The 25393-nt window shown below is 70.2% G+C and carries 23 protein-coding genes, 1 tRNA gene, 1 other RNA gene and 1 pseudogene; 16 read left to right on the top strand and 10 right to left on the bottom strand.

All coding sequences use genetic code 11. The features are described from left to right. Positions 1 to 39: 39 nt before the first annotated feature. The 4 genes from CFK39_RS00900 to aceE form a co-directional block, all read right to left on the bottom strand. The gene (locus tag CFK39_RS00900) at positions 40 to 288 is read right to left on the bottom strand and encodes an acyl carrier protein (RefSeq protein WP_015775709.1); all 249 of its coding nucleotides are present in this window, start codon (positions 286 to 288) and stop codon (positions 40 to 42) included. Positions 289 to 424: 136 nt separating this feature from the next. After that, the gene (locus CFK39_RS00895) at positions 425 to 1426 is read right to left on the bottom strand and encodes a beta-ketoacyl-ACP synthase III (RefSeq protein ID WP_089063888.1); all 1002 of its coding nucleotides are present in this window, start codon (positions 1424 to 1426) and stop codon (positions 425 to 427) included. 1 nt (position 1427) lies between these two features. Further along, complete coding sequence (locus CFK39_RS00890) at positions 1428 to 2381, bottom strand: ACP S-malonyltransferase (protein WP_089063887.1); 954 nt, start codon at positions 2379 to 2381, stop codon at positions 1428 to 1430. 114 nt (positions 2382 to 2495) lie between these two features. After that, complete coding sequence (gene aceE / locus CFK39_RS00885; RefSeq protein WP_089063886.1) at positions 2496 to 5240, bottom strand: pyruvate dehydrogenase (acetyl-transferring), homodimeric type; 2745 nt, start codon at positions 5238 to 5240, stop codon at positions 2496 to 2498. 312 nt (positions 5241 to 5552) lie between these two features. On the opposite strand from aceE, the gene CFK39_RS00880 reads away from it, so the two are divergent. Both CFK39_RS00880 and CFK39_RS00875 read left to right on the top strand, forming a co-directional pair. Further along, positions 5553 to 5972 (top strand): DUF3052 domain-containing protein, encoded by a 420-nt coding sequence (locus CFK39_RS00880; protein ID WP_089063885.1) that lies wholly within the window; start codon positions 5553 to 5555, stop codon positions 5970 to 5972. A gap of 34 nt (positions 5973 to 6006) precedes the next feature. Beyond that, a tRNA-Val gene (locus CFK39_RS00875) sits at positions 6007 to 6080 on the top strand. 83 nt (positions 6081 to 6163) lie between these two features. Here CFK39_RS00875 and CFK39_RS00870 read toward each other — a convergent pair. Then, positions 6164 to 6478 carry a hypothetical protein gene (locus CFK39_RS00870; protein ID WP_245822768.1) on the bottom strand — a complete coding sequence of 105 codons (315 nt, stop codon included), beginning with the start codon at positions 6476 to 6478 and terminating at the stop codon, positions 6164 to 6166. Between the two features lie 111 nt (positions 6479 to 6589). On the opposite strand from CFK39_RS00870, the gene CFK39_RS00865 reads away from it, so the two are divergent. Genes CFK39_RS00865 through CFK39_RS00855 form a run of 3 tightly spaced genes read left to right on the top strand, consistent with a single transcriptional unit; the run spans position 6590 to position 9197 of the window. Further along, a complete protein-coding gene (locus CFK39_RS00865; RefSeq protein ID WP_089063884.1) occupies positions 6590 to 7867 on the top strand; it encodes an aminotransferase class V-fold PLP-dependent enzyme in 1278 nt (425 codons plus the stop codon). Beyond that, positions 7864 to 8322, top strand: a complete 459-nt coding sequence (gene sufU / locus CFK39_RS00860) for a Fe-S cluster assembly sulfur transfer protein SufU (RefSeq protein WP_089063883.1) — start codon at positions 7864 to 7866, stop codon at positions 8320 to 8322. The genes CFK39_RS00865 and sufU overlap by 4 nt, the downstream gene beginning before the upstream one ends. Before the next feature lie 5 nt (positions 8323 to 8327). Beyond that, on the top strand, positions 8328 to 9197 hold the full coding sequence (locus tag CFK39_RS00855) for a Nif3-like dinuclear metal center hexameric protein (RefSeq protein ID WP_089066225.1): 870 nt from the start codon (positions 8328 to 8330) through the stop codon (positions 9195 to 9197). A gap of 15 nt (positions 9198 to 9212) precedes the next feature. Here CFK39_RS00855 and CFK39_RS00850 read toward each other — a convergent pair whose 3' ends face one another. Next, a complete protein-coding gene (locus tag CFK39_RS00850; protein ID WP_089063882.1) occupies positions 9213 to 9992 on the bottom strand; it encodes a YaaA family protein in 780 nt (259 codons plus the stop codon). Positions 9993 to 10110: 118 nt separating this feature from the next. Between CFK39_RS00850 and rnpB the strand changes: the two genes are divergently transcribed. Next, positions 10111 to 10473: RNase P RNA component class A (rnpB, locus tag CFK39_RS00845), an RNA gene on the top strand. A gap of 43 nt (positions 10474 to 10516) precedes the next feature. Here rnpB and ppgK read toward each other — a convergent pair. Together ppgK and map are read right to left on the bottom strand one after the other, a co-directional pair. Then, positions 10517 to 11344, bottom strand: a complete 828-nt coding sequence (gene ppgK, locus CFK39_RS00840) for a polyphosphate--glucose phosphotransferase (protein WP_089063881.1) — start codon at positions 11342 to 11344, stop codon at positions 10517 to 10519. Positions 11345 to 11473: 129 nt separating this feature from the next. Continuing rightward, positions 11474 to 12361 carry a type I methionyl aminopeptidase gene (gene map / locus CFK39_RS00835; RefSeq protein ID WP_089066224.1) on the bottom strand — a complete coding sequence of 296 codons (888 nt, stop codon included), beginning with the start codon at positions 12359 to 12361 and terminating at the stop codon, positions 11474 to 11476. Between the two features lie 37 nt (positions 12362 to 12398). Here map and CFK39_RS00830 point away from each other — a divergent pair, with 37 nt between their 5' ends. After that, positions 12399 to 12617 carry a hypothetical protein gene (locus CFK39_RS00830; protein WP_089063880.1) on the top strand — a complete coding sequence of 73 codons (219 nt, stop codon included), beginning with the start codon at positions 12399 to 12401 and terminating at the stop codon, positions 12615 to 12617. Between the two features lie 25 nt (positions 12618 to 12642). Here the strand turns inward: CFK39_RS00830 and panB are convergent, their stop codons facing one another. Next, entirely contained in the window at positions 12643 to 13482 is an 840-nt protein-coding gene (gene panB, locus CFK39_RS00825) for a 3-methyl-2-oxobutanoate hydroxymethyltransferase (RefSeq protein ID WP_089063879.1), read from the bottom strand. Positions 13483 to 13651: 169 nt separating this feature from the next. Between panB and CFK39_RS00820 the strand changes: the two genes are divergently transcribed. The 8 genes and pseudogenes from CFK39_RS00820 to CFK39_RS00785 all read left to right on the top strand — a co-directional run bounded on the left by CFK39_RS00820 (position 13652) and on the right by CFK39_RS00785 (position 23592). Beyond that, positions 13652 to 14176, top strand: a complete 525-nt coding sequence (locus CFK39_RS00820) for a hypothetical protein (protein WP_089066223.1) — start codon at positions 13652 to 13654, stop codon at positions 14174 to 14176. 54 nt (positions 14177 to 14230) lie between these two features. Continuing rightward, positions 14231 to 15566, top strand: a pseudogene (locus tag CFK39_RS00815) (glutamine synthetase family protein). Positions 15567 to 15593: 27 nt separating this feature from the next. After that, the gene (locus CFK39_RS00810; protein ID WP_089063878.1) at positions 15594 to 18719 is read left to right on the top strand and encodes a bifunctional [glutamine synthetase] adenylyltransferase/[glutamine synthetase]-adenylyl-L-tyrosine phosphorylase; all 3126 of its coding nucleotides are present in this window, start codon (positions 15594 to 15596) and stop codon (positions 18717 to 18719) included. A 150-nt stretch (positions 18720 to 18869) separates the two neighbouring features. Next, on the top strand, positions 18870 to 19787 hold the full coding sequence (locus tag CFK39_RS00805) for an exosome complex component (RefSeq protein WP_089063877.1): 918 nt from the start codon (positions 18870 to 18872) through the stop codon (positions 19785 to 19787). A gap of 101 nt (positions 19788 to 19888) precedes the next feature. After that, positions 19889 to 20548 carry a TetR/AcrR family transcriptional regulator gene (locus tag CFK39_RS00800; protein WP_089063876.1) on the top strand — a complete coding sequence of 220 codons (660 nt, stop codon included), beginning with the start codon at positions 19889 to 19891 and terminating at the stop codon, positions 20546 to 20548. After that, positions 20545 to 21510, top strand: a complete 966-nt coding sequence (locus CFK39_RS00795; RefSeq protein WP_089063875.1) for an ABC transporter ATP-binding protein — start codon at positions 20545 to 20547, stop codon at positions 21508 to 21510. The genes CFK39_RS00800 and CFK39_RS00795 overlap by 4 nt, the downstream gene beginning before the upstream one ends. After that, entirely contained in the window at positions 21507 to 23162 is a 1656-nt protein-coding gene (locus CFK39_RS00790; protein ID WP_089063874.1) for an ABC transporter permease, read from the top strand. The genes CFK39_RS00795 and CFK39_RS00790 overlap by 4 nt, the downstream gene beginning before the upstream one ends. Before the next feature lie 88 nt (positions 23163 to 23250). Further along, positions 23251 to 23592, top strand: coding sequence for a YciI family protein (locus tag CFK39_RS00785; protein ID WP_089063873.1), 342 nt, complete (start codon positions 23251 to 23253; stop codon positions 23590 to 23592). Between the two features lie 26 nt (positions 23593 to 23618). On the opposite strand, the gene CFK39_RS00780 is transcribed toward CFK39_RS00785, so the two are convergent. Further along, entirely contained in the window at positions 23619 to 23945 is a 327-nt protein-coding gene (locus tag CFK39_RS00780; RefSeq protein WP_089063872.1) for a 2Fe-2S iron-sulfur cluster-binding protein, read from the bottom strand. Between the two features lie 154 nt (positions 23946 to 24099). On the opposite strand from CFK39_RS00780, the gene CFK39_RS00775 reads away from it, so the two are divergent. Further along, the gene (locus tag CFK39_RS00775; RefSeq protein ID WP_089063871.1) at positions 24100 to 25287 is read left to right on the top strand and encodes an amidohydrolase; all 1188 of its coding nucleotides are present in this window, start codon (positions 24100 to 24102) and stop codon (positions 25285 to 25287) included. Positions 25288 to 25393: the final 106 nt, after the last annotated feature.

Raw genomic sequence — 25393 nt, 5'->3', positions numbered from 1 at the left:
GACGCCCGGGACGGGATCGTCCCGGGCGTCAGGTGGGGCTCAGTTCTGAGCGCCCTCGATGTACTTGACGGCGTCGCCGACGGTGGCGAGGTTCTTGACCTCTTCGTCGGGGATGCGGACGTCGAACTTCTCCTCGGCGTTGACCACGATGGTCATCATCGAGATGGAGTCGATGTCGAGGTCGTCGGTGAAGGACTTCTCGAGCTTGACGTCCTCGGTGGCGACACCGGTCTCCTCGTTCACGATCTCGGCGAGGCCCTCGAGGATCTCGTTCTCGGTGTGTGCCATGGATGCTCCTTCAGGTGTGCGGATGTGTGGCGGTCACAGACTACCCGTGCTACCGAGCAGTAACCGGCTGGTGGGGAATGTGTCCGCCGCGTGGCGTGACGCGGCTGACAGTCCTTCGGGGCGGATCGGGGCCGGATCAGGGCAGGATCAGCACCTGACCGGCATAGGCGAGGCCCGCGCCGAAGCCGAACTGCACGAGCACGTCGCCGCTCTTGACGGCGCCCTCCTCGATCAGCCGGTGCGTGGCCAGCGGGATGGAGGCGGCCGAGGTGTTGCCGGTCTCGGCGATGTCGCGACCGATCACGACGTCCTCCGGCAGCTTCAGCTGCTTGGCGAGCTCGTCGATGATGCGCATGTTCGCCTGATGGGGCACGAACACGTCGATGTCCTCGACGGTCAGGCCGGACTTGTCGAGCATCTCGCGGATCTTCTCCGCGGTGTGCCAGACGGCCCAGCGGAACACGGTGCGGCCGTCCTGCTCGAGGGTGGGCCATTCGCCCTTGCCGTCACGGAAGTCGGTGAGGGAGTTCGTCATCCGGATGGTGCCCCAGTGCTCGCCGTCGCTGCCCCACACCGTCGGGCCGATCTTCGGCTGCTCGCTCGGGCCGACGATCGCGGCGCCCGCGCCGTCGCCGAGCAGGAAGGAGATCGAGCGATCGGTGGGGGAGACGACGTCGGAGAGCTTCTCCGCGCCGATCACCAGCACGTTGCGGGCCGCCGCGGAGCGGATCAGCGAGTCCGCCTGGCCGATCCCGTAGGCGAAGCCGGCGCAGGCCGCGGAGATGTCGTAGGCGATGACGTCGGGACGGCCCAGCTCACCGGCCAGCAGCGTGGCCAGCGACGGTGTCTGGTACGGGAAGGTGATGGTGGAGACGATGATCGCGTCGAGCGTCTCCAGCTCGATGCCGGAGCGCTCGATCGCCTCCCGCGCCGCGGTGAGCGCGAGATCCTTGACGCCGACATCCGCGCTGGCCCGCTTACGGGTGATGATGCCGGTGCGCTTGCGGATCCACTCGTCCGAGGAGTCGATCGGGCCGACCAGGTCATCATTGGGCACGATGAGGTCGCCGCGCGCGGCGCCGTAGGCGAGGACCCGGGATCCGGCGACGGTGGGCTGAGGGGCGAGGGAGACGGCCATGTCAGTTCTCCTGGGCGGTGTGGGCGGCAGCGGCGCCGGCATGCTCGCGCACCAGGGTGCGGGCGGCGTCGAGGTCATCGGGGGTGTTGAGGTTCGCCAGGGCGATGCCCTTCAGCTCGCGCTTGGCCAGCCCGGTCAGAGTCCCGGCCGGAGCGACCTCGATCATCGCGGTCACCCCGCGGTCACGCAGCGTCGCCATGCAGGCCTCCCAGTCGACGGGGGCGGCGACCTGGTCCACGATCAGCTCGAGGTAGCGGGCGCCGGAGCTGATGACCTCGCCGCTCGCGTTGGAGATCAGCGGCACCGTCGGGTCGTGGGGCCTCAGGCGGGGGGCGAAGGCGGCGAGCTCCTCGCGGGCGCCGGCCATGTGCGGGGTGTGGAACGCTCCGGCGACCTGCAGCGGGATCACGCGGGCCCGGGCCGGCCCGTCCTGTGCGAGGGCAGCGATCTGGGCTGTCGTGCCCGCGGCGACCACCTGCGCGGCGGAGTTGATATTGGCCGCGCGCAGGCCGTGGCGCTCGATCGTCGCCACGACGTCCTCGCGCACGCCGCCGACGACGGCGGCCATCGAGGTGGGCTCAGCCGCGGCGGCCTTCGCCATCGCCTGCGAACGGACCGCGACCAGACGCATGGCATCCTCATTGCTGAGCACCCCGGCCAGAGCGGCGGCGGTCAGCTCGCCGACGCTGTGGCCGGCGAACGCGTCGGCCGAGGGGAGGCCCTCACCCTGGTACAGGGCCGAGGCGGCGATGATGCCGGATGCCACCAGCAGCGGCTGGGCCACGGCGGTATCACGGATGGTGTCCGCATCGGACTCGGTGCCGTGGCGGAGCAGGTCGATGCCGGCCGGCTCCGAAAGCGAGGCGAGCGCTTCTGCGACACCGGGCAGCTCGCGCCACGGACTCAGGAAACCGGGCTTCTGCGCCCCTTGTCCGGGACAGACGATCGCGAGCACAGGGACCTCCAGGGGAGAGAGACGGGGACGGCCCGCTCGGATGGCGAGACGGGCCGATGGCGGAAAGGACCGTCGGGCCGCCCGTCGCCGAGGACGGGCGGCCCGACGGGATGATCAGGACTCGCCGCCGAACGAGCCGGACTGCCCGGCGTTCACGTTCGTCAGGTCGTACTTGTCGATGGCCTGACGGACCACCGACGGGTCCACCTTGCCCTCCTGGGCGAGCAGCTGGAGAGCCTTGACGACCATCGAGTGCGCATCGATCTTCAGGTAGCGGCGGGCGGCGGGCCGGGTGTCCGAGAAGCCCCAGCCGTCAGCACCGAGCACGCCGTAGCGGCCCGGGACCCACTCGCGGATCATGTCCGGGACCAGGTAGTCGTAGTCGGAGGTGGCGACGAAGGGCCCCTGGACGTCCTCGAGACGCTGGGAGATCCACGGGGTGCGCTGGTCCTCGGGGTTCAGGAGATTGTGCTTCTCGACCTCCAGGGCCTCCTTGCGCATCTCGGTCCACGAGGTCACCGACCAGACGTTGGCGTTGACGCCCCAGTCCTCCGCCAGCAGCTCACGGGCGTGCAGCGCCCACGGCACACCGACGCCGGACGCCAGCAGCTGCGCCTCGGGGCCCTCGCCCTCGGGCTTGGGCTCGAGCAGGTACATGCCCTTGAGCAGACCCTCGACGTCCAGGTTCTCCGGCTCCTTCGGCTGCACCATCGGCTCGTTGTAGACCGTGATGTAGTAGAAGACCTCGTCCGTGCGGTCGTCCTCGCCGTACATGCGCTGCAGGCCGTCGCGGATGATGTGTCCCAGCTCGTACCCGTAGATGGGGTCGTAGATGACCGCGCCGGGGTTCGTGGAGGCCAGGATCGGGGAGTGGCCGTCCATGTGCTGCAGGCCCTCGCCGGCGAGCGTGGTCTTGCCCGCGGTCGCACCGATCACGAAGCCCTTGGCCATCTGATCCCCGGCGGCCCAGAAGAAGTCGCCGGTGCGCTGGAACCCGAACATCGAGTAGAAGATGTAGAACGGGATCATCGGGAAGTCATGCGTGGCGTACGAGGTGCCGGCCGCGGTGAACGCTGCGGTGGAGCTGATCTCGTTGATGCCCATGTGCTTGATCTGGCCGGAGGTGGACTCCTTGTAGGCCAGCAGCAGGTCGCGGTCCACGGACAGGTAGTTCTGACCGTCGGGGTTGTAGATCTTGGCCGTCGGGAACAGCGAGTCCATGCCGAAGGTGCGGGCCTCGTCGGGGACGATCGGCACCCAGCGCTTGCCGGTCTCCTTGTCCCGCATGAGGTCCTTCAGCAGGCGCACCAGAGCCATCGTCGAGGCGATCTCCTGCTTGCCGGAACCGCGCTTGACGACCTCGTAGGCCTTGTCGCCGGGCAGGTTGAGCGGCTTGTGCTCGGTGCGGCGCGAGGGGACCGGGCCGCCGAGGGCCGCACGGTGCTCCTTGAGGTACTTCATCACCGGTGCGTCGTCGTCGGGCAGGTAGAACGGGGCGTCGTAGACGCTGCCGGACTCGAGCTGCTCGTCGCTGATCGGGATGCGCAGGGTGTCGCGCAGCGCCTTGAGGTCCTCGAGGGTGAACTTCTTCATCTGGTGGGTCGCGTTGCGGCCTGCGAAGTTCTTGCCCAGGCGATAGCCCTTGACGGTGTGGGCGAGGATCACGGTGGGCTTGCCGTTGGCCTCGGTGGCCTGCTTGAACGCGGAGTAGATCTTCTTCGCGTCGTGACCGCCGCGGTTGAGCTTCCACCAGATGTCCTCGTCGGAGAGGTCCTCGACCAGAGCCTTCGTGCGCGGATCGCGACCGAAGAAGTTGTCCCGGATGAAGGCGCCGTCCTCGGCCCGGTAGGTCTGGTAGTCGCCGTCCGGGGTGGCGTTCATCAGGTCGATCAGCGCGCCGTCGGTGGACTTCTCCAGCAGCGGATCCCAGCCGGCACCCCAGATCACCTTGATGACGTTCCAGCCGGCGCCGCGGAACTGGCTCTCCAGCTCCTGGATGATCTTGCCGTTGCCGCGGACCGGGCCGTCCAGGCGCTGCAGGTTGCAGTTGACCACGAACGTGAGGTTGTCCAGGTGCTCCTTGGCGGCGATGTGCAACGCACCGCGGGACTCGACCTCATCCATCTCGCCGTCGCCGAGGAAGGCCCAGGTGTGCTGCTCGCTGGTGTCCTTCAGCCCGCGGTTCTGCAGGTAGCGGTCGAAGGAGGCCTGCTCGATCGCGGCGACCGGGCCGATGCCCATCGATACGGTCGGGAACTCCCAGAAGTCCTTCATCGCGCGCGGATGCGGGTAGGAGGGCATGCCGTGCTCGCTGGAGACCTCCTGGCGGAAGCCGTCGAGATCCTCCTGGGAGAGGCGGCCCATCATGAACGCGCGGGAGTAGATGCCGGGGGAGGCATGACCCTGGAAGAAGACGTGGTCTCCGCCGCCGGGATGGTTCCGTCCGCGGAAGAAGTGGTTGAAGCCGACCTCGTACATGGTGGCGATCGAGGCGTAGCTGGAGAGGTGCCCGCCCACGCCGATGCCGGGGGCCTGCGCGCGATGCACGACCATCGCCGCGTTCCAGCGGTTGATGTTCCGCAGCTCCTTCTCGAGCTCGGGGTCACCGGGATACTCCGGCTGCTGATCCGCGTCGATCGTGTTGACGTAGTCCGTGGTCAGCGACTCGGGGAGGTGGATGTCCTCCTCGCGCGCGTGCTGGATCACGCTCTGGACGATCTCAGAGGCGCGCTCGGGGCCGCGGTGCTCGACGAGACCGTCGAACGAATCCAGCCATTCCCGGGTCTCTTCCGGATCCGGATCCTGGGCATGGCTCGGCAGATTGATGCCGATGGGACGAGGAGTCTCGTGCGAAGTCACACTGTCCTTCTCTCTACGGGAGGCGACGGACCGGCCGTGGGAGCTGAGGATCGCCTGTGGGCCCGGCTCCTTCGGCCTCGGTGCAGGCAAGCCTACCGTCGCCGTGGCGGCGCGGGACCTCCACACTCCCGTCTCATCTGTGACACACAGGACATCACGGAGCGGAGCCGCCCGGATCGGGACTCCGGTCCCGTGATGCGCACCGGTGTCACGTGACATAGACTCGGCCGCGCGCCATCCGACCTTAGGGGCACTGTGCCCTTCTGGCCGCTGGCCTTACCTGCTTTGCCCCCGTTTGTAAGGAGTTCCTTCTTGTCACCGTCGGCCGACGCCCCTTCGTCCAGCTCCCTGTCCGAGGCGCTGGGTTTCACCTCGGGTCAGATCGTGCAGGAGATCGGCTACGACGATGATGTCGATCTCGATCTGCGTGATGCGATCGAGGACCTCATCGGTGAGGAGCTCGAGGACGAGGACACCCAGGAGATCGTGGACGCCGTCGTGCTGTGGTGGCGCGAGGGCGACGGTGACCTCACCGACGCCATGGTCGACACCCTGCGCAACATCGATGCCGGTGCCCCCGTCTGGGTGCTGACCCCCAAGGCGGGTCGCGACGGGCACGTGATGCCCGGAGACATCCAGGAGAGCGCCGGGATCGCCGGTCTGCGAGTCATGAGCTCGATGAATCTGGCCGCGGACTGGACCGGTACCCGCCTGGCGAGCCGCACCAACTGACCGCCGCCGCGGTCACGGGGGTGCGCCCCCGCCCGGGTCGTTAGCTCAGTTGGTCAGAGCGTCTGGTTTACACCCAGAAGGTCGGGGGTTCGAGCCCCTCACGACCCACCGCACGAAGATCCCGGCCCTGCACCCTCGGTGCGGGGCCGGGATTGTGCCGAGGTGCGCCGCACCGGGTGCGGCAGCGGTGCTCAGCGGGTCACGGCGTACAGCAGCACCAGCACGACCGGCACGGCGACCAGCAGGCAGCCCCAGGTGATCGAAGTCCTGCGGTCCTGCTCCTTCTGCTCAGCGGTGCGGGGCAGCGGCTCCGGACGGCCGGCGGCCTCCCAGCGCTCACGCTGCTCGCGACGCCGCACGAGCATGCGCCCGATCAGCACGACCACGGAGACCAGGATCGCCACGAACAGGGCGATCAGGATGAGCGAATCGATGGTGCCACCTCCGGGCTGTTCGTGACGCGGGTGCGGGCGCTGGCTGGGTCCCGCCCGTGCACAGGATCTCACGGCCCGGGCTCCGTCCCGAGCGGCCACCTAGACTGGGGCCATTGCCGTGACCGGTCCGCTCCGCATCCCGCGCAGCCCCGGCAGGGTCGACGTGAAGGAGGAGCCGCGCAGGTGAGTGCACCCAGCAGAGAGTTCGACCTCGAGGCGATCCGAGCAGATTTCCCGATACTGTCCCGCATGCTCGATCCGGACACCCCGATGATCTACCTCGATGGCGGTGCGACCTCGCAGCGACCGCGCCCGGTGATCGACGCCGAGGTCGCCTACCTCACCCACGACAACGCCGCGGTCAAACGCGGAGCGCACCGCATGGCCGGTGCGGCGACCGACGCCTACGAGGGCGCGCGTGAACGGGTCGCGGACTTCCTCGGCGCCCCCTCGCCCGACGAGGTGGTGTTCACCAGGAACGCCACCGAGGCGCTGAACCTGGTCGCCCACTCGCTGGGCAGCGGCGACGACTCCACCCCGGACCACCTGCGAGTGCGCGAGGGTGATGAGATCCTGGTCACCGAGATGGAGCACCACGCGAACCTGGTGCCCTGGCAGGAGCTCGCCCGCCGCACCGGGGCGCACCTGCGCTGGATCCCGATGGCGGATGACTTCACCCTCGACCTCACCGAGCTCTCTTCCCTGGTCACCGAGCGCACCAGGGTCATCGCCTTCACCCACCAGTCCAACGTGCTGGGCACCATCAACCCCGTCGAGCGCCTGGTCGAAGCGGCCCGCTCCGTCGACGCCCTGACGGTCCTGGATGCCGCGCAGTCCGCGCCCCACATGCCCTTCGACGTCACGGCCCTCGGGGTCGATCTGGTCGCGCTGTCCGGGCACAAGATGCTCGGCCCCACCGGCATCGGCGTGCTGTGGGGCCGCTTCGAGCTGCTGGCGCAGATGCCGCCGTTCCTCACCGGAGGCTCGATGATCGAGATGGTCCAGATGGAGCACAGCACCTATGCGGAGCCGCCCGCCCGCTTCGAGGCCGGCACGCCGCCGATCTCCCAGGCCGTCGGCCTCGCCGCCGCCTGCGACTACCTCGACGCCCTCGGCATGAACCGCATCGCCGCCCACGAACAGGCGCTCACGCAGCAGGCGCTGACCGGACTGGCCGGCATCGACGGAGTACGGATCATCGGTCCGGCAGCGTCCGCGCAGCGCACCGGCGCAGTCTCCTTCGACATCGCCGGGCGTCACCCCCACGACGTCGGCCAGGTGCTGGACTCGCTCGGCCTCGAGGTGCGGGTGGGCCACCACTGCGCCTGGCCGCTGCACCGCCGCTTCGGTCTGCACGGCACCACCCGTGCCAGCTTCTCCGTCCACACCACCGCCGCCGAGGTCGAGGCCTTCGTCTCCGGCGTCGCCCACACCGTCGAGTTCTTCGGATCCTTCTCATGAGCACACCCCTGTCCGCCCTGTACACCGAGCTGGTCATCGAGCACGACAGGCGACCGCTGCACGCCGGCCTGCGCGAACCGTTCAGCTCCGAGGTCCAGCACGTCAACCCCGTCTGCGGGGACGAGATCACTCTGCGGCTGCAGCTGACCACGGAGGGCGCCGAGCGGATCCGGGACATCTCCTACGACGCCGTCGGCTGCGCCATGAGTCGCGCCTCCGCCTCGATCATGGCCGATCTGCTGATCGGCCGGACCGTCGCCGAGATCGAACCCGTCCAAGCCCACTTCGAGGAGGCGATGCGCTCTCGCGGCCGGGTCGACGGGGACGAGGACCTCATCGGCGACGGGGTCGCGCTGCTGGGTGCGGCGAAGTTCCCTGCCCGGGTCAAATGCGTGCTGATGCCCTGGAAGGCCTACCAGGCGGCGCTGGTGGAGACCCGCGCCCTGGGAGCGTGAGCAAGATGGCCGCTTCTCCCACCGCCGCTGCCGACGCCGCCACCGTCGCCTCCGTGACCGAAGTGCTCGAAGCCGCCTACCCCCCGCGATGGGCGGAGCCCTGGGACCAGGTGGGCCTGGTGCTGGGGGAGCGGGCCGCCGCCGTGCACCGGGTGCTGCTGGCGGTGGACCCGACCCTCGCGGTGGCCCGCGAGGCCGTCGACCGCGACGCGGAGATGCTGATCACGCACCATCCGCTGCTCCTGCGGGGAGTGAGCGCCCTGCCCGCCGACGAGGGCAAGGGCGCCGTGGTCACGCATCTGCTCCGCCACGGTGCCGCGCTGTGGTGCGGGCACACCAACGTGGACCGCTCCACCCGCGGCACGGTCGGGGCCTGGCTCTCGCTGCTGGATCTGCAGGAGCCGCGGCCGTTGGTGCCGGGGGAGCTGCCGGAAGAGGCCGCGCACGGCTCGAGCCGTTTCGGTCTGGGCGCCGTCGGGGCCCTGACCGAGCCCACCACCGTGGGGCAGCTGGCCGCTGTGATCGCGGACCATGTGCCTGCCACCGCCCGCGGGATCCTGCACACCGGTGACGCCGCACGGGAGGTGCGCACGGTCGCCATCTGCCCCGGCGCAGGGGACTCCTTCCTCGAGGCGGCCAGCGCCGTCGAGGCCGACGTGTACATCTCCTCCGACCTCCGCCACCACCCCGCGCTCGAGCACCTGGAATCCGCGGCCGACCCGGCTGCGGTGCCGGCCCTGATCGACGTCCCGCACGCCGCGAGCGAGGCGCTCTGGCTGCCGCTCGCCCAGGAGCTGCTGGTCTCCGCGATCCCCGGCCTCGAGGTGCTGATCAGCGCGCACACCACCGATCCCTGGGGCGGCCGCCTCCCCTGAAACGCCGGGCGGGTCTCAGTCCACGCGGTCCACGACCACCAGCTTGTCCCCGTCGAGCTCGACCCCCAGCTGCCCGCCCAGTTCCTGACCGACAGCCTCGGCGACGCCCTCGGCGGTGCCCGGTGCCCGGTCCAGCTCCAGCAGCACCTGGGTCACCAGGCCGCGGTACCGCTTGGCGTCGTGCGAGATCACCTTGCGCATCCCGGCCCGCTCCTGCACCGGCGCGACCTCCAGCACCCGCACCCCGTCCCCGCTGCGCAGAGACATCATCGAGCGATAGCCACCGGAGCGGCAGTCGATGATCAGCGGGGAGGCGCTGCGGGCCTGCACGGACCGCAGCTCGGAGGCCACGGGACGCAGCTGCTTGGCCCACCAGGACCCGGCCTTCCCCAGGCGCGAGAGCGAGGAGCCGTTGGAGAGGCGGTAGGCGGGGATCCGGTCCTCGAAAGCATCCACGAGACCGAACAGCGCGCTCTGGATCAGCACGTCCCGGTCCTGGGCAGGCACGAGATCGGGCGGCAGCTGGTCGTACAGCACCCCGGAGTAGACCGCCAGGGGCGGCGCCGTCGGCTCCTGCTCCAGATGCAGCATGCGCCCCACCAGTTCGGGGGCCGAGGCGGGCACCCCCAGGTGCGCGGCGGCCTCGGGTCCGGCGGCGGTGCGCTGGGCGGCCCGCAGCATCGTGGCCCGTGCCCCGCCCAGCTGCGGCAGGCTCATCGCATCGAGGTCAAGGGGTGCGCCGTCGACCTCTGACGGGCGGGTCTTGGTCTCCGAGGGCGGCAGCATGATCAGCATCCGTCCATTCTGGGCGGTCCGCGTCGGCGGGCCCGGCAGGTGTGGGGAGACCTTGCGCACGTGCTCGGGGCCCGGTGATGCGCGGAGGCCGCGACGGTCGTCGTAGACTGCCTCCGGACCAGTCGGCCGGGCAGCCGCGTCCACGGGACTCCGCTCCCGTGGCCGAGGAAAGTCCGGGCTCCATCCGGCACGGTGGTGGGTAACTCCCACCCGGAGTGATCCGCGGGACAGTGCCACAGAGAGCAGACCGCCGCCGCACCCCTCGGGGCGCGGCGGTAAGGGTGAAAGGGTGGTGTAAGAGACCACCGCGGCCTCGGTGACGAGGTCGGCACGGTAAACCCCACCGGGAGCAAGGTCAGACAGGGAATGTTCGAGGGCGCCGGCCCGAGTTCCCGGGTGGACCGCTGGAGGTCGTCGGCAACGGCGACCGTAGAGGGATGGCTGCCGATCACAGAACCCGGCTTACAGGCCGGCTGGTCCGCCCCTCGCCCCGCACGGGATGCGGTGCGAGGGGCGCGCCGCGGCTACTTCGCCGCCTCGCGCTTGGCCCGCTCTTTCTTCTCCGCGGACTTCTCCGCCTTCTTCTCGGCCTTCAGCAGGGTCTTCTCCTCGCGATGGGCGAGCACCGCGGCGCCGACGATGCCGGCCTCGTTGCGCAGCTTCGCCGGCACGATCTCGGTCTTCAGGTTCAGCAGCGGCAGGAAGTGCTTGTGCTTCTTCGAGACCCCGCCGCCGATGATGATGCGGGTGGGGCTGAAGAGGAACTCGAGGTGGGAGAAGTACTCCTGGAGCCGTCCGGCCCAGGTCTCCCAGTCCAGATCCTGCTCCTCCTTGATGGAGCTGGCCATGTAGCGCTCGGCGGAATCCCCGTGCAGCAGCAGATGGCCGAGCTCCGTGTTCGGGACCAGGGTGCCGTCCACGAAGGTCGCGCTGCCCACGCCGGTGCCCAGGGTGATCACCTGGACCACTCCGGAGGTGCCGCGCCCGGCGCCGTACTTCATCTCGGCGATCCCGGCCGCGTCGGCGTCGTTGACCACGAAGACGTCATGACCGGTGCGCTCGGTGAGCAGTGCGTCGACGTCCGTCCCGATCCAGGACTTGTCGACGTTCGCGGCGGTCTGGGCGACCCCGGCCTGGATCACGGCGGGGAAGGTGACGCCCACCGGCATGTCGGTGCCGACGTCGAAGGAGCCGATGAGCTCGGCGACCGTATCGGCCACAGCCTCCGGGGTGGAGGGCTGCGGGGTGGGGATCCGCACCCTGTCGGCGGCGAGCTCGCCGGTGGACAGATCCACCGGCGCCCCCTTGATGCCGCTCCCGCCGATGTCGATGCCGAAGGCCTTCTTGCTCATCGCGTCTCCTGTGTGCAGTGGGCGGGCGCGAGAACGCCCTGCAGGGGGATGCACCGACAGCCGCGGTGCTCACGGCCGCCCACGATACCCGTGCACCGGATCCTCGCAGGGACGGTTCACGTGGTGGTCTCAGACCACCGTCAGCAGCTCCGGGCCCTCACCGGTGATCAGCATGGTGTGCTCGAACTGCGCGGTGAAGGAACGGTCCCTGGTCACCACGGTCCAGCCGTCGTCCCACTGCTCCCAGCCCTGGGAACCGAGGGTGACCATCGGTTCGATCGTGAAGGTCATGCCCTCCTCGATCACCTCGTCGAACATCGGTGCGGAGTCGTAGTGGGGGATGACCAGGCCGTTGTGGAAGCCTTCGGCGACGCCGTGCCCGGTGTAGTCGCGCACCGATTCCAGGCCGTGGCGGGCGGTGAACTTCTCGATCACGCGCCCGATCACGTTGACCTCGCGGCCGGGGCGGGCGACCTTCACGCCGCGCATCATCGCCTCATGGGTCCTGTCCACCAGGTCCTGTGCTCGGGGATGGACCTCACCCACCAGGAAGGTGGCGTTGCAGTCGCCGTGCACACCGTTCAGGTACGCGGTGACGTCGACGTTGAGGATGTCTCCGGACTGCATGACGGTCGAGTCGGGGATCCCGTGGCAGATCACCTCGTTCAGGCTGGTGCAGCAGGACTTCTCGAATCCCAGGTAGCCGAGCGTCGAGGGATAGGCGCCGTGCTCGAGCAGCACGGCGTGGACCACCCCATCGATGTGGTCGGTGGTCACGCCGGGCTGCGCCGCTTCCCCAGCGGCCTGCAGCGCGAGCGCAGCGACCCGCGACGCCTCGCGGACCCGCGCGATCACGTCGGCGCTCTGGACGTAGGGGCCGGTGTCGGAGACGGCCTCGTCCTTGCCGACGTACTCCGGTCGCTCGATGTGGGGGGGAACGCTGCGGCGCGGGCTGAGGATGCCCGGCACCAGCAGCTCGCGCCCTTCTGGACGGAACCATTCCTGCTCTACAGTCATGTCCACCAGTCTCTCACCGACTTCGAAGGAGACCGACGTGACCGAGGGCACCCAGTTCTACTACAACCTGACCAACGGCAGCGTGGAGGAGGGGCACCAGTCCCCGGGCACGGAGCTGATGGGTCCGTACGCCACTCGCGAGGAGGCGGCGCGTGCGCTGCAGACCGCGGCCCAGCGCAACCAGTCCTGGGACGAGGAGAACGCGGAATGGGAGGGCTACGGGACCGAGGGCTCGGGGTCCGACGGGTCGCGCTGACCCACTCGGCCCGGCTCCCGCGGGCTCATTCGAAGGAGTGCTCGGGCCCCGGATAGGTGCGCTCCGAGACCTCGTCCCGGTACTGCTGAGCTGCCTGCTCGAGCTGGGGGCGCAGGTCCGCGAAGGTCTTCACGAACTTCCCGTGGAAGCCGGAGAGCCCGGCCATGTCCTGCCACACCAGCACCTGCCCGTCGCAGTCGGGGCCGGCCCCGATGCCGATCGTCGGCACTGCCAGCGCCGCGGTGACGGAAGCTGCGACGGCCGCCGGGACCAGCTCCAGCACGATCGCGGCCGCTCCTGCGGCCTGCAGTGCGAGGGCGTCCTCCTGCATCTTCTGCGCTGCGGCCCGGTCCCGTCCCTGCACCCGGTGCCCGGACAGCGAGTTGACCGACTGGGGCGTGAAGCCGAGGTGGCCGAAGACGGGGATCCCGGCCTGTACCAGCACCCGCACCTGCGGGGCCACCTCCGCCCCGCCCTCGAGCTTGACCGCGCTCGCGCCGGCGCGCACCAGCTCGACCCCGTGGCGCAGTGCATCGGCGGGGCCGCCCTCATAGGTGCCGAAGGCGAGATCGGCGACCACCAGGGGGCGGGTCACGCTGCGGGCCACGGCACCGGTGAAGGTCAGCATGTCCTGATGCGTGGTGGAGGTGGTCGAGTCGTAGCCGAGCACCGTGGTGCCGACGGAGTCGCCCACCAGCAGCACCTCGATCCCGGCTGCCTCGAAGGCCTTCGCCGCGAACTGGTCGTAGGCGGTGAGCATCGAGAACGGTCGGCCCTGCGCCTTGGCCTGCTGCAGGTGCCGCAGCCGGATCGTGGCCGGGGCGGCGGTGCCGGGAGTGGATCCGGCAGTGGACTCAGTGCTCACGTGAGGCTCCTGGGCGGTGAACGGGATGATCGGTCTGCGAGCTCAGCCTATCCTCGTCGGCCGCGCCATCGAGATCTTGTCGGCGGCCTCCGCACGGGGCGGGAGTGTGCCACTCTGGTGCCGGTCGCCGCATCGGCGGCCTGGGAGGAGAGCGGTCGTGACGACGACGATGCGCAGTATTCTGCGGGGCACCGCCGCCGGCATGGGTGCCGCAGCCCTCCTGTGGGGGGCGACGGCTTGCACCGGCGGGGAGGAGGAGCCCGCCGCGGCGGAGTCCTCGAGCTCACAGCAGGGCGGCGGGTCCCCGGGTGAGGATGCTCAGCCGAGCGATGGCGGCGGTGAGACCCGCTTCAGCGACGCGGAGCTCGATGCCGCTTCCCAGCGGTTCCTCGACCTCCTCCAGGTCATCGACGACCACGACTGGGAATCCGCCTGCGGCATGGTCCTGGATCCCACCACCGGATCTGCGCCCGAGGGCGAACGTCTCCAGGACTGCGTCGACGGGGTGGAGCCGGTCTTCGCGGCGCAGGCCGAGCTGCTCGAGCCCGGAGCTTTCGACGCGCTGGATGCCTCGATGATTCAGGCGAGCGACAACGGGGACGGCACCGTCTCCCTCAGCGTGCTCGGCAACGACCTCGACATCCCGATGGCTCCCGGGGACGACGGCCGCTGGTACCTCGTCATCCCGTTCTGACGGCACCTCGGTCCTCTGAGGCCGCAGGCCGGGGGCCTGAGGCACACTGGGCACATGGGACATCTCCATGACGACGTCATCCGCACCGTCTCCGACCGGGATGTGCGGTTCATCCGCCTGTGGTTCTGCGACATCCCGGGGACGCTGAAGTCCATCGCGATCTCCCCGTCGGATCTCGAGGCCGCCTTCACCGAGGGCATCGGGATCGACGGTTCGAGCATCGAGGGCCTCACCCGCAGCTTCGAATCGGACATGATCCTGCGCCCGGATCCGGCCACCTTCGAGCTGCTGGCCTGGCGCGGGGACACCAATGCGACCGGCCGGATGATGTGCGACGTGCTCACCCCGGACGGCGAGCCCGCGGCCAGCGATCCCCGTCGTGTCCTGCGGGATGCGCTGGGACGCGCTGAGGAGAAGGGGCTGGAGTTCTTCACCCATCCCGAGATCGAGTTCTATCTCTTCGACGAGCCCTATCGACAGGGTGAGCCGCTGCGGCCGATCGACAGCGCCGGCTACTTCGACCATGTCCACCGCGGCCAGGGCCAGGACTTCCGCCGCACCGCCATCCAGCACCTGGAGGCGATGAACATCCAGGTCGAGTTCTCCCACCACGAGAACGGGCCCGGCCAGAACGAGATCGACCTGCGCTACGCCGATGCGCTGACCACCGCCGACAACATCCTCACCCTGCGCACCGTCGTCAAGGAGGTCGCTCTGTCGATGGGGCAGGTGGCCACCTTCATGCCCAAGCCGATGATCGACCAGCCCGGCTCGGGATGCATACCCACCTCTCCCTGTTCCAGGGCGGGAAGAATGCCTTCCACGCCCCGGGCGCCGAGTTCGGGCTCTCCCGGATGGGCCGGCAGTTCATCGCCGGTCTGCTGCGGCACGCCCCGGAATACAGCGCGGTGACCAACCAGTGGGTGAACTCCTACAAGCGGCTCTGGGGGCGCAGGAGGCGCCGAGCTACATCTGCTGGGGCCACAACAACCGCTCCGCACTGGTGCGCGTGCCGTTCCACAAACCGACCAAGGGCACCAGCTCCCGAGTCGAGTTCCGCGGGCTGGACTCCTCCGCCAACCCCTATCTCGCCTTCTCCGCGCTGCTGGCCGCCGGGATGGCGGGCATCGAGGGGGAGTACGAGCTGCCCGAGGGCTCCGAGGACGCGGTCTGGGAGCTCACCGAGCGAGAGCGCCGAGCCATGGGCATCGAACCGCTGCCCACCGATCTCTTCCGCGCGCTCGAGGTCTTCGAGGGCTCGGAGCTGATGGCGAGCACCCTGGGCGAGCAGGTCTTCGAGTTCTTCCTGCGGGACAAGCGGCAGGAGTGGCAGCGCTACCGCGAGCAGGTGACCGATCACGAGCTGCGCTCGACCTTCAGCCGCGTCTGAGGACGCCGCGTCAGCGAGAGGAGAGCCGTGAGCACCGAACCGCCCACCACCACCGGAGTCCTCGCCCGTCTTGGATTCAGCAGCACCGACCGGGTGCGCCGCTTCCTGGAGGAGCCCGCCCTGGCCGGCCTCGGCGGCGGCGCCGCCGCCGCGCTGGGACGGACCGCCGACGGCGACGACGCCGTGCTCGGACTGCTGCGCCTGGCCGAGGCGGCGCAGGAGGCCGGCCAGCATGCGCTGCTCAAAGAATTCCTCGACGGCATCGGGCAGGAGGGAACCTCCGGTCAGCGTCTGATCACGCTGCTGGGCACCTCGGTCGCGCTCGGCGACTTCCTCACCCGTCATCCCGAACTGCTCACGCTGCTGCGCGAGGGGGACGACGAGCTCGCGGCCCCGGCAGATGCGGTGCGGCGGGACCTGCTCGAGGCCGTCGGCGCCGATCCGGACGCAGAGGTGCCGGTGGCCGGTGAGAGCGGCCGGGAGGTGCGCGACGCGCTGCGCATCGCCTACCACGGCCGGCTGACGCAGATCGCGGCGGCCGACGTCTGCTCCGCAGATCCCACGGCCCTTCAGCCCCGCGTCTCCCGGGCCATCAGCGACCTCGCCGATGCGGCGCTCGAAGCGGCGTCCGCGATCGCCCGAGCCACCGTGGAGGACCATGAGTCGGTGCGCTGGGCGGTGATCGCGCTGGGCAAGACCGGTGCCCGTGAGCTCAACTACGTCTCCGACGTCGATGTGATGCATGTCGTCGCCCCCGCCGCGCGGCCGGAGGAGGAGGCCGGCGAGCTCGGCTCCGGGGCGGACGAGGATGCCGCCACCATCGGCGCCGCCCTGGCCCGCGAACTCGCCCGCGCCTGCTCCGAGCGGACCGGGGAGGGCTCGCTGTGGCAGGTCGACGCCAATCTCCGACCCGAGGGCAAGGACGGACCGCTGGTGCGCACCCTGGGCTCGTACCGCCGGTACTACACGGAGTGGGCGAAGTCCTGGGAGTTCCAGGCACTGCTGAAGGCGCGCGCCGCGGCCGGGGATCGGGAGCTCGGCCTCGGCTTCGAGACCATGGTCGAGCCCTGGGTCTGGCAGGCCTCCACTCGGGAGGGCTTCGTCGAGGACGCTCGGGCGATGCGCCGCAGGGTGGTCGCCCATATCCCGCGTGCCGAGGTGGAGCGCAACCTCAAGCTGGGCCCGGGAGGGCTGCGGGATGTGGAGTTCACCGTGCAGCTGCTGCAGATGGTGCATGGCCGTGCCGACGAGGTGCTGCAGGGCCGTTCGACTCTCGACTCCCTGGCCCGGCTCGGCGAGGGCGGGTACATCTCGCGCGACCACGTGGTCGAGATGGATGTGGCCTACCGATTCCTGCGCTGCGTCGAGCACCGACTCCAGCTGCACCGCCTGCGTCGCACCCAGGTGCTGCCCACCGCCGCCTCGGACCTGCGCCGCCTCGCCCGCAGCGTGCGGCTGACCCCGGACGAGTTCCATCAGCGGTACCAGCGCACCCGGCGCCGGGTGCGCCAGCTGCACGAGGAGATCTTCTACCGGCCGCTGCTGCTGACCGCCTCTCAGCTCAGCGACGGCCAGATCCGGCTGAGCGAGGAGGATGCCGCCGCCCGCCTGGCGGCGATCGGCTATCGGGATCCTGCCCGGGCGCTCAGCCATATCTCGGCCCTCACCGAGGGCATCTCCCGACGTGCGAAGATCCAGCGCCAGCTGCTGCCGGCCATGCTCGAATGGTTCGCCGACGGCGTCGACCCGGATCTGGGGCTGCTCGCGTTCCGACGGCTCTCGGACACCATCGGCTCGGCCCACTGGTACCTGGGCCTGCTGCGCGACTCCGGGCTCGCCGCCAAACGCCTCACCCGGGTGCTCGCCGCCGGCCGCTACGTCGGCGAGCAGCTCGAGCAGATCCCGGAAGGGGTGCGCTGGCTGGCCCGCGACGCCCAGCTGCGCCCCCTGGCCCGTGACGTGCTGGGACGCGAGTTCCTCGCCGTCATCTCCCGGGTCGATGACGCCGAGGTGGCCCGCGACGTGCTGCGCCGCACCCGCAATCGGGAGCTGCTGCGCATCGGGCTGGCCCACCTCACGGCGGTGGCGAGTCCGACCGAGATCGCCCGGGCCCTGACCGATCTGGCCGAAGCGGTGCTCGAGGCGGGGATGCTGGTGGCCCTGCACGTGGTGGCCCGCGAACGGAAAGCAGTGGGCGAGAACGCTGAGACGCTCGACAGCGAGCCCGAGGTCGACGTCGACACGGCGCTGCGACTGCGGGAGAAGCGCTCCGACCCCGCCCGGGCTCTCGGCATCGAGATGGCGATCATCGCGATGGGCAGCTTCGGCGCCCGGGAGATGGGATACGCCTCGGATGCCGATGTCCAGTTCGTCGTCATCGACCGCGGCGCGGGGAAGGACGCGGTGGAGATCGCCGGGGCGGTCGCCACCCAGATCCAGAAGATCCTCAACGCCCCTACCGCCCGCTCCGACATGCGGGTCAGCGCGGACCTGCGCCCCGAGGGGAAGGTCGGGCCGCTGGCGCGGAGCCTGGAGTCCTGGACCGCGTACTACCGGCGCGACGCCGAGACCTGGGAGAAGCAGGCCCTGCTGCGGGCACGACCGGTGGTCGCCTCCGAAGCGCTCGCCGAGCAGCTGCGCGAGGAGATGGACCGGCATCGGTATCCCGAGGGTGGTCTGAGTGTCTCGGCACGGCGCAGGATCACCCGGATGAAGGCGCGGGTCGAATCCGAGCGTCTGCCTCGCAATGCGGATCCCTTCCGTCATGTGAAGCTCGGCCGCGGCGGCATGACGGACGTGGAATGGACCGCTCAGATCCTGGCGCTCGAGCACGGCCACGAGGTGGAGGGGCTGCGCACTGCGCAGACCCTCGATCAGCTCGCGGCGGCGGCACAGGCGGAGCTCCTGCCCGCGCGGGAGGTCCAGGAGCTCGCCGAGGCGTGGACGCTGGGCTGGCTGATCCGGCGCGTGCTGTTCCTGTGGAAGGGGAAGGAGGGCGATGCCCTGCCCACCGACCGCCATGACCTGCGTGCGCTGGCGCTGCTGATCGACGGCGACGACGGCTCCGCCGCCGAGCTCGAGGAGCGCTACCTGCGCGTGACCCGGCGGGCGCGGAGCATCGCCGAGGACGTCATCTTCGGTCCGCAGGACTGAGGATGGATCCGACGTCGCCGCGCGATGTGATCCGCGGTCCCGTCCCGGCGCGTCCAGGTGGGATCCCGCCCCGGCCGGGCGCTGCGCGGCGTACGGTGATCGTCGATCGTCCCGACGCCGACCCGGCGTCGCCTGCCACCGTGAGGACCCATGACCACGCCCTCCCTCAGCGCCGACACCCCGCGCGGCCGCATGTACCGACTCGAGCCCGACGGCCCGCTGATGTATCCCTCGATCACCACCGTCTCCGGGATGCGGGCCAAGGACTTCCTGCAGGGCTGGTACGCGACCATGGCCTCCAAGCGGGCACTGGAGATGTACTCCTGGCTGGACCGCAACCCGCACCGGGCCGCCGCCGAGATCTCCCGCGTCACCCGGGACCGCTGGGGCAGCCAGAAGCGCATCGCCGCCGCCGCCCCGGAGTACACCCGCACCGCCGCGGACTTCGGCACGCTCGTGCACGCCGTGTGCGAGGAGTGGGGGACCAGCGGCACCCGTCCCGATGCCGACGGGATCGGTGCGATCCTCGAGCAGATGCGCACCGAGCAGGGGAGCTTCGCGGGCGAGAAGGACCCGCAGGCACTGCTGGCCCGGGTCGACGTGCGCCTGGACGGCTATGCCCGCTTCCTGGACGATTTCCAGCCCGAGTTCCTCGAGATCGAGCAGACCGTCGTCAACCACACCGTCGGCTATGCGGGCACCACCGACGCGATCGTGAAGATCGGCAACACCGTGCTCAGCGCCGACATCAAGACCTCGAAGAAGGTGCGTGGGGACTACGCGCTGCAGGGGGTGGCGGTCTGCCGGGCGGAACTGCTGCTGGACGACGACGGCACCACCCGCGAGATGCCGGAGCTGACCGGTGCTTTCGTGATCCACCTGCCCGAGGCCGGCGGCTATCAGGCGGTGCCGCTGCGCACCGGTGACGCCGAGTTCGAGGTGTTCCGCTCGCTGCGGGCCAGCTGGTCCTTCGATCCCGACGAATGCGCGCTGGAGCCCGCCGCGGATCCCAAGGATCTGCTGCTGTCTCTGCTGAAGGCCAAGGGCGGGATGGACGCGCTGGGCTGAGCGCGGCCCCACCGGCAGGCGGCGGCGCGGGCCCCCTTGCCGCGTATTGAACGCGCGTATAGGCTGGTGAACACCAGTTCAATCCGTGTGAAGAGGCTGCCGTGGAACCTGCCCCGCCCGCAGATGAGCGCATCCTGCGCGCCGCGCTGCAGCGTTTCGCGGTCGACGGGCTCTCGGCGCCGCTGCGGGCCGTCGCCCAGGATGCCGGGGTCAGCGCAGGCCTGATCATCCATCATTTCGGCTCCCGCGAGCAGCTGCTCACGGCGTGCGACCGCAGGGCGCTGGCAATCACACGGGAGACCAAGGCCGAGGTCATGACCGGCGGTGCCGGGGTGATGCTCGCCCGGCTGGCCGACGTCGACCGCCAGGCGCCGGTGGTCGGCTACGTGCTGCGCCGCCTGCAGGCAGGAGGACCGATGGCGACGCAGCTCATCGACGGCTTCGTCGCCGATGCCACCGTCTACTTCGCCGAGGGCGAGGAGGCCGGGATGCTCACCCCCAGCCGAGATCCGGAGGCCCGCGCCCGAGTGCTGACGGAGATGGCGCTCGGCGCGCTGCTGCTCCAGCTGCCCGCTCAGCGCGATCCCCTCGACCTCGACGATCTCCCGGCCTGGCTGCGCTCCCACTACGAATCCCTGATGCTGCCGATGCTGGAGCTCTTCACCAGGCCTCTGCTCGCGGACAGCTCCCTGCTGGACGCCTATCTCGCCGCCGATCCGAACAGCACCAGCCCTCCGATGACTCAGGGGAACGCCTCATGACCACCACGCGGACCACCGCCGACGAGCCCGCCACGACCGACGCCGCGATCGTGGCCAGGGATCTCACCAAGACCTTCGGTACCACCCGTGCCCTGGACGGCTTCGACCTCACCGTGCCCCGCGGCGAGGTCACCGGCTTCCTGGGACCGAACGGAGCCGGGAAGTCCACCGCCATCCGAGTGCTGCTGGGGATGCTGCGCGCCGGCGCGGGTCGTGCCGAGGTGCTCGGCATGGACCCGTGGACCCATGCGGTGCAGATCCATCATCGCCTCGCCTACGTCCCCGGGGACACGAACCTGTGGCCGAACCTGACCGGGGGAGAGGCGATCGACGTGCTCACCCGCGGCGAGCGCGGCACCGCGCACCGACGCCGTCGCAGCGAGCTCATCGAACGCTTCGAGCTGGACCCCACCAAGCGCGCCCGCACCTACTCCAAGGGCAACCGACAGAAGGTCGCTCTGGTGGCCGCCCTGTCACGGGACGTGGACCTCTACGTCATGGACGAGCCCACCTCGGGACTGGACCCGCTGATGGAGGCGATCTTCACCGACGAGGTCTCGCGGCTGCGGGCCGATGGCCGCACGGTGCTGCTGTCCAGCCACATCCTCGCCGAGGTCGAGAAGCTCTGCGACACGGTGACGATCATCCGGGCGGGCAGGGACGTCGAATCCGGCACCCTCGCCCAGCTGCGCCACCTCACCCGCTCCACCGTCGCCGCCACCACCGACGCAGATCCCGAGCGCCTGACGTCGATGGACGGCGTGCACGACCTGGTGGCGGACCAGGGCCGGATCCGCTTCGACGTCGACGATGCGGCGGTGCACGACATGCTGCCGATCCTGGCGGAGATGGAGGCCACCGGCCTCACCATCACCCCGCCCTCCCTCGAGGACCTCTTCCTGCGCCACTACGGCGACGAGCTGGATCCCTCCGAGGACGCTGAGGGCGAGGTCCCGAGATGACCGCGACGGACCGGGCACCCGAGCGCCGCACGCACCGCCTCGATGTGCGACCGGCCTCCGCGCTGACGGGTCTCGGGGCGCTCGTTCGGCTCTTCGCCCGGATCTCCCGCCGCCAGATCCTGATCTGGGCCGTAGCGATGGTCGTCACCGTGGCCGCCTCGGTCCTCGCGCTGAAGGAGGCCTATCCGGACCAGCAGGCCCTCGACGCGCGAGCCGCGCTGCTGGGGAACCCCTCGGCCGTGCTGATGACCGGCCCGGCCTTCGGCCGCGGCCACTACACGCTGTGGGCCGCCGTCGCCAACGAGCTGTTCCTGTACATCCTGCTGGCGGGCGCGATCATGAGCATCCTGCTGATGGTCCGCCACACCCGCGCCGAGGAGGAGGCCGGGCGGCTGGAGATGCTGCATGCCCTGCCCACCGGGCGCCTCGCCCCGGCCGCTGCAGCACTGGTCGTCGTGGCGATCGCGAACCTCGCGCTCGGTGCCGCGGTGAGCCTCGGGGTGCTGGTCACCGGGTCACCGGTGCAGGACGGCATCGCGCTGGGCGCGGCGACCGCCCTGACCGGTCTGCTGTTCGCTGCGATCGCTGCGGTGATGGCCCAGCTGACCGAGCATGGCGGCACAGCCTCCGGCCTGTCCCTCGGCACCCTTGCCGTCGCTTTCCTGGTGCGCGGGGTCGGTGACGTGATCTCGGCCGAGGGCTCCTGGCTCTCCTGGTTCTCGCCGCTGGCCTGGTCGCAGCAGATCAGGGTGTTCGTCGAGCTGCGATGGTGGCCGCTGGGGCTGTCGCTGGCCGCGATCGTGCTGCTGCTGGCACTGGCCGCTCAGCTCTCGCGCCGCCGCGATCTCGGAGCGGGGCTGCGCCCGGCGGCGCCCGGCCCCGCGACGGCCTCGGCGGCGCTGCGGGCACCGGGCGGGTTGGCCCGGCGCCTGGTGACCCCGATGGTGCTCACCTGGACGATCGGTCTGTTCCTGTTCGCGATCGCCTTCGGTGCGCTCGCCTCCTCCCTCGATGACCTGGTCGACCAGATCCCCACCATCAGCGAGTTCGCGCCGATCGAGGTCGATGATCTGACGGCTTCCTTCACCGCGTACATCCTGCTGATGCTCGCGCTGGGACCGGTGGGCCTGTTCGTCTCCGCGATCCTGCGCCTGCGCACGGAGGAGCAGGCGGGCCGTCTGGCCGGCGTGCTGGTCGCGGGGGCACCGCAGCTCGCCTTCACCCTGCGCTGGCTCGCGGTGGTGGCGGTGGAGGTCTTCGCGGCGCAGGCGCTCCTCGGTCTCGGCACCGGGATCGGGGTCTGGCAGGCGACCGGGGAGTCCTCCTGGGTCGGGGAGACGATCTTGGCCTCCCTCGCCTACCTGCCCGCGATCGCCGTCACCGGCGCGCTCACCCTGGCGCTGTACGGCCTGCGGCTGCGCCTGGCGGGGCTGGCCTGGCTGGTGGTGGTCTGGGCGGCGCTGGACACCTTCCTCGGTGACCTGCTCCAACTGCCGGACTGGGCGCGCAGCCTCTCGGTGCTGCACCACGTGCCCTTCCTGCCCAGCGCCGAGGTCGACGCGACGCCGCTGGTGGTCATGGGCGTGCTCGCCGTGGCGCTGACGATCCTCGGCCTGTTCGCCCTGCGCCGTCGGGACCTGGCGGCGGGCTAGCGCCTCGCACGCCGGAGGAGGAGAATCTCCGCCACCAGGCACCGATCCCAGGGCTGCAGAGTCACGGGAACGAGGAGAGGCGGATCCGATGGCGAAGTACCTCATCTCGTTCCCCAGCAGTGCGATGACCGTGACGGGCACAGAGCTCGAGGCCGCTGTCGAGGACTCCCACGCCGTGGTGGCCGCGGCCAGGGCGGCCGGGGTGTGGGTGTTCGGAGGTGGGATCGAGGCGAGCGTGCCCCCGGTGATGGTCGACGGCACGGGCGATGTGTTCGAGAGCACCTATGCCCGGACCCGTCACCTCGACGGCGGTCTCGCGGTCCTCGAGGTCGCCACGCGTCAGGAGGCGCTGGAGTGGGCACGGAAGCTCGCTGTCGCCTGCCGCTGCGCGCAGGAGGTGCGGAGGTTCGGCGAGGACCCCGAGAGCTGAGTGAAGGCGGCGGCGATCGCTCGGGATCAGAAGGGACCGATCCTGACCACGGCGCCCTCGAGGTCCTCGTCCCAGGGGATCTGGCAGGTCAGCCGTGAGGTGGGCTCGCGCTCGTCCTCGGTGAGGCTGTCCAGCACGTCGGCCTCGTCCTCGTCGATGTCGCCGGCCCTTTCGAAGGAGATCTCGTCCAGATAGGAATGGCACGTGGAGCAGGAGGCGTTCCCGCCGCAGGTGGCGAGGATCGGATAGCTGTTGCGGACGAGGCACTCCATGAGGGACTCGTCCTCCTCCCAGTCGACGCCGGGGGTCTTGACGCCTTCGCGGTCGATGACGGTGATGGTGATGGTGCTCATGGCTCTATTCCATACCTTCGATGCGATTTGGGCCAATCGTCTCCGCGCATCGGTACGCCACGCCTCCGGACGCCCGGCTGAGGGCGGCGGGCCGAGGCGCGGCGCTCGTGCCGTCCCTCCGCCCCGGCCCGACTGCGTGGAATACCGTTCGGGTATGCAGAGAACAGTCATCTCCCAAGTCAGGCCCTGGGGTGGGGAGCCCGTCGACATCGAGATCGTCGGGGAGACCATCTCCCGGATAACCCCCGCCGGTCACGACCATCCCGAGGCTCTCGTCATCGATGGCCACGAGCACCTCGCCCTGCCCGGGTTCATCAACGCCCATGCCCACGTCGACAAGAGCTGGTGGGGGCAGCCGTGGGTGTCCTACGGCGGTGAGGCATCCACCCAGGGCCGCATCGCGCATGAGCGCGAAGAACGCGAGAAGCACGGCATCCCGGCAGCCGGGGCGACCGAGAGGGTGCTGCGCGAGTTCCTGCGCCACGGCACCACCGCGACCCGGACCCACGTCGACGTCGACCTCGGCATCGGCCTGGACGGCATCGCGGCCGTCCGCGAGGCGGAGGCACGCCTGGAGGGTGCCATCGAGGTGGAGCTCGTCGCGTTCCCGCAGGACGGGGTCATCCGCCGGGACGGGGTCCTGGATCTCCTGGACCGGGCAGCGGCCGAGGGCGTGGAGAATATCGGCGGGCTGGACCCATGCGCGATCGATCGCGATCCGGTCGCCCAGCTCGACGGGCTGTTCCGGATCGCCGAGAAGCACGGCTGCGGGATCGACATCCACCTCCATGCCGGCGGTGAGCTGGGCGCCTTCGAGTACGAGCTGATCATCGACCGCACCCGCCGGAGCGGCCTGCACGGCAAGGTCAATGTCGCTCACGGCTTCGCCCTGGGCCAGCTGCCCGAGGCGCGTCGTGCAGAGCTGCTGGCCCAGTTCAGCGAGCTGGGTATCAGCTGGACGACGGTGGCGCCGATCGGATCGGCGCCGCTGCCCTGGACCCAGATGCGCGAGAGCGGGATGGGCCTGGGTTTGGGCACGGACGGCATCCGGGATCTGTGGTCGCCCTACGGGGACGGGGATCTGCTGCGCGTCGCGCTCGACTTCGCACGGCTGCACCGCGCCCGCTATGACGAGGATTTCCTGCACGTCGCGCAGCTGTCCACCACGGGCGGTGCCGAATTCATGCACCGGGTGACCCACGATCTGGTCGAGGGCGCCCGCGCCGATATCGTGCTGCTCGATGCCCAGAACGCCGCCGACGCGATCGTTCGGGCACCCGCACGCGAGCTCGTGGTCGCCGCGGGACGCATCGTCGCCGAGCGCGGTCAGCTCGTGATCTGAAGCCTGTTCGCCGTGCAGCAGCGGCCCCCGACCCCGGTGAGGGATCGGGGGCCGCTGCGTGCCGGCTCACGCCGGGACGGTGCTGAGAGCTGGAGGCGCCGGCAGG

This window comes from Brachybacterium avium (genome assembly GCF_002216795.1).
Lineage (GTDB): Bacteria > Actinomycetota > Actinomycetes > Actinomycetales > Dermabacteraceae > Brachybacterium > Brachybacterium avium.
This window is presented reverse-complemented; position numbering and strand designations above follow the sequence as displayed.

Coding starts and splice junctions, on each gene's coding strand:
- CFK39_RS00900 (WP_015775709.1), bottom strand. CDS start 288: ATGGCACACACCGAGAACGAGATCCTCGAGGGCCTCGCCGAGATCGTG.
- CFK39_RS00895 (WP_089063888.1), bottom strand. CDS start 1,426: ATGGCCGTCTCCCTCGCCCCTCAGCCCACCGTCGCCGGATCCCGGGTC.
- sufU (WP_089063883.1), top strand. CDS start 7,864: ATGAGCACACCCCTGTCCGCCCTGTACACCGAGCTGGTCATCGAGCAC.
- CFK39_RS00855 (WP_089066225.1), top strand. CDS start 8,328: ATGGCCGCTTCTCCCACCGCCGCTGCCGACGCCGCCACCGTCGCCTCC.
- CFK39_RS00850 (WP_089063882.1), bottom strand. CDS start 9,992: ATGCTGATCATGCTGCCGCCCTCGGAGACCAAGACCCGCCCGTCAGAG.
- ppgK (WP_089063881.1), bottom strand. CDS start 11,344: ATGAGCAAGAAGGCCTTCGGCATCGACATCGGCGGGAGCGGCATCAAG.
- map (WP_089066224.1), bottom strand. CDS start 12,361: ATGACTGTAGAGCAGGAATGGTTCCGTCCAGAAGGGCGCGAGCTGCTG.
- CFK39_RS00820 (WP_089066223.1), top strand. CDS start 13,652: ATGCGCAGTATTCTGCGGGGCACCGCCGCCGGCATGGGTGCCGCAGCC.
- CFK39_RS00805 (WP_089063877.1), top strand. CDS start 18,870: ATGACCACGCCCTCCCTCAGCGCCGACACCCCGCGCGGCCGCATGTAC.
- CFK39_RS00795 (WP_089063875.1), top strand. CDS start 20,545: ATGACCACCACGCGGACCACCGCCGACGAGCCCGCCACGACCGACGCC.
- CFK39_RS00790 (WP_089063874.1), top strand. CDS start 21,507: ATGACCGCGACGGACCGGGCACCCGAGCGCCGCACGCACCGCCTCGAT.
- CFK39_RS00785 (WP_089063873.1), top strand. CDS start 23,251: ATGGCGAAGTACCTCATCTCGTTCCCCAGCAGTGCGATGACCGTGACG.
- CFK39_RS00780 (WP_089063872.1), bottom strand. CDS start 23,945: ATGAGCACCATCACCATCACCGTCATCGACCGCGAAGGCGTCAAGACC.
- CFK39_RS00775 (WP_089063871.1), top strand. CDS start 24,100: ATGCAGAGAACAGTCATCTCCCAAGTCAGGCCCTGGGGTGGGGAGCCC.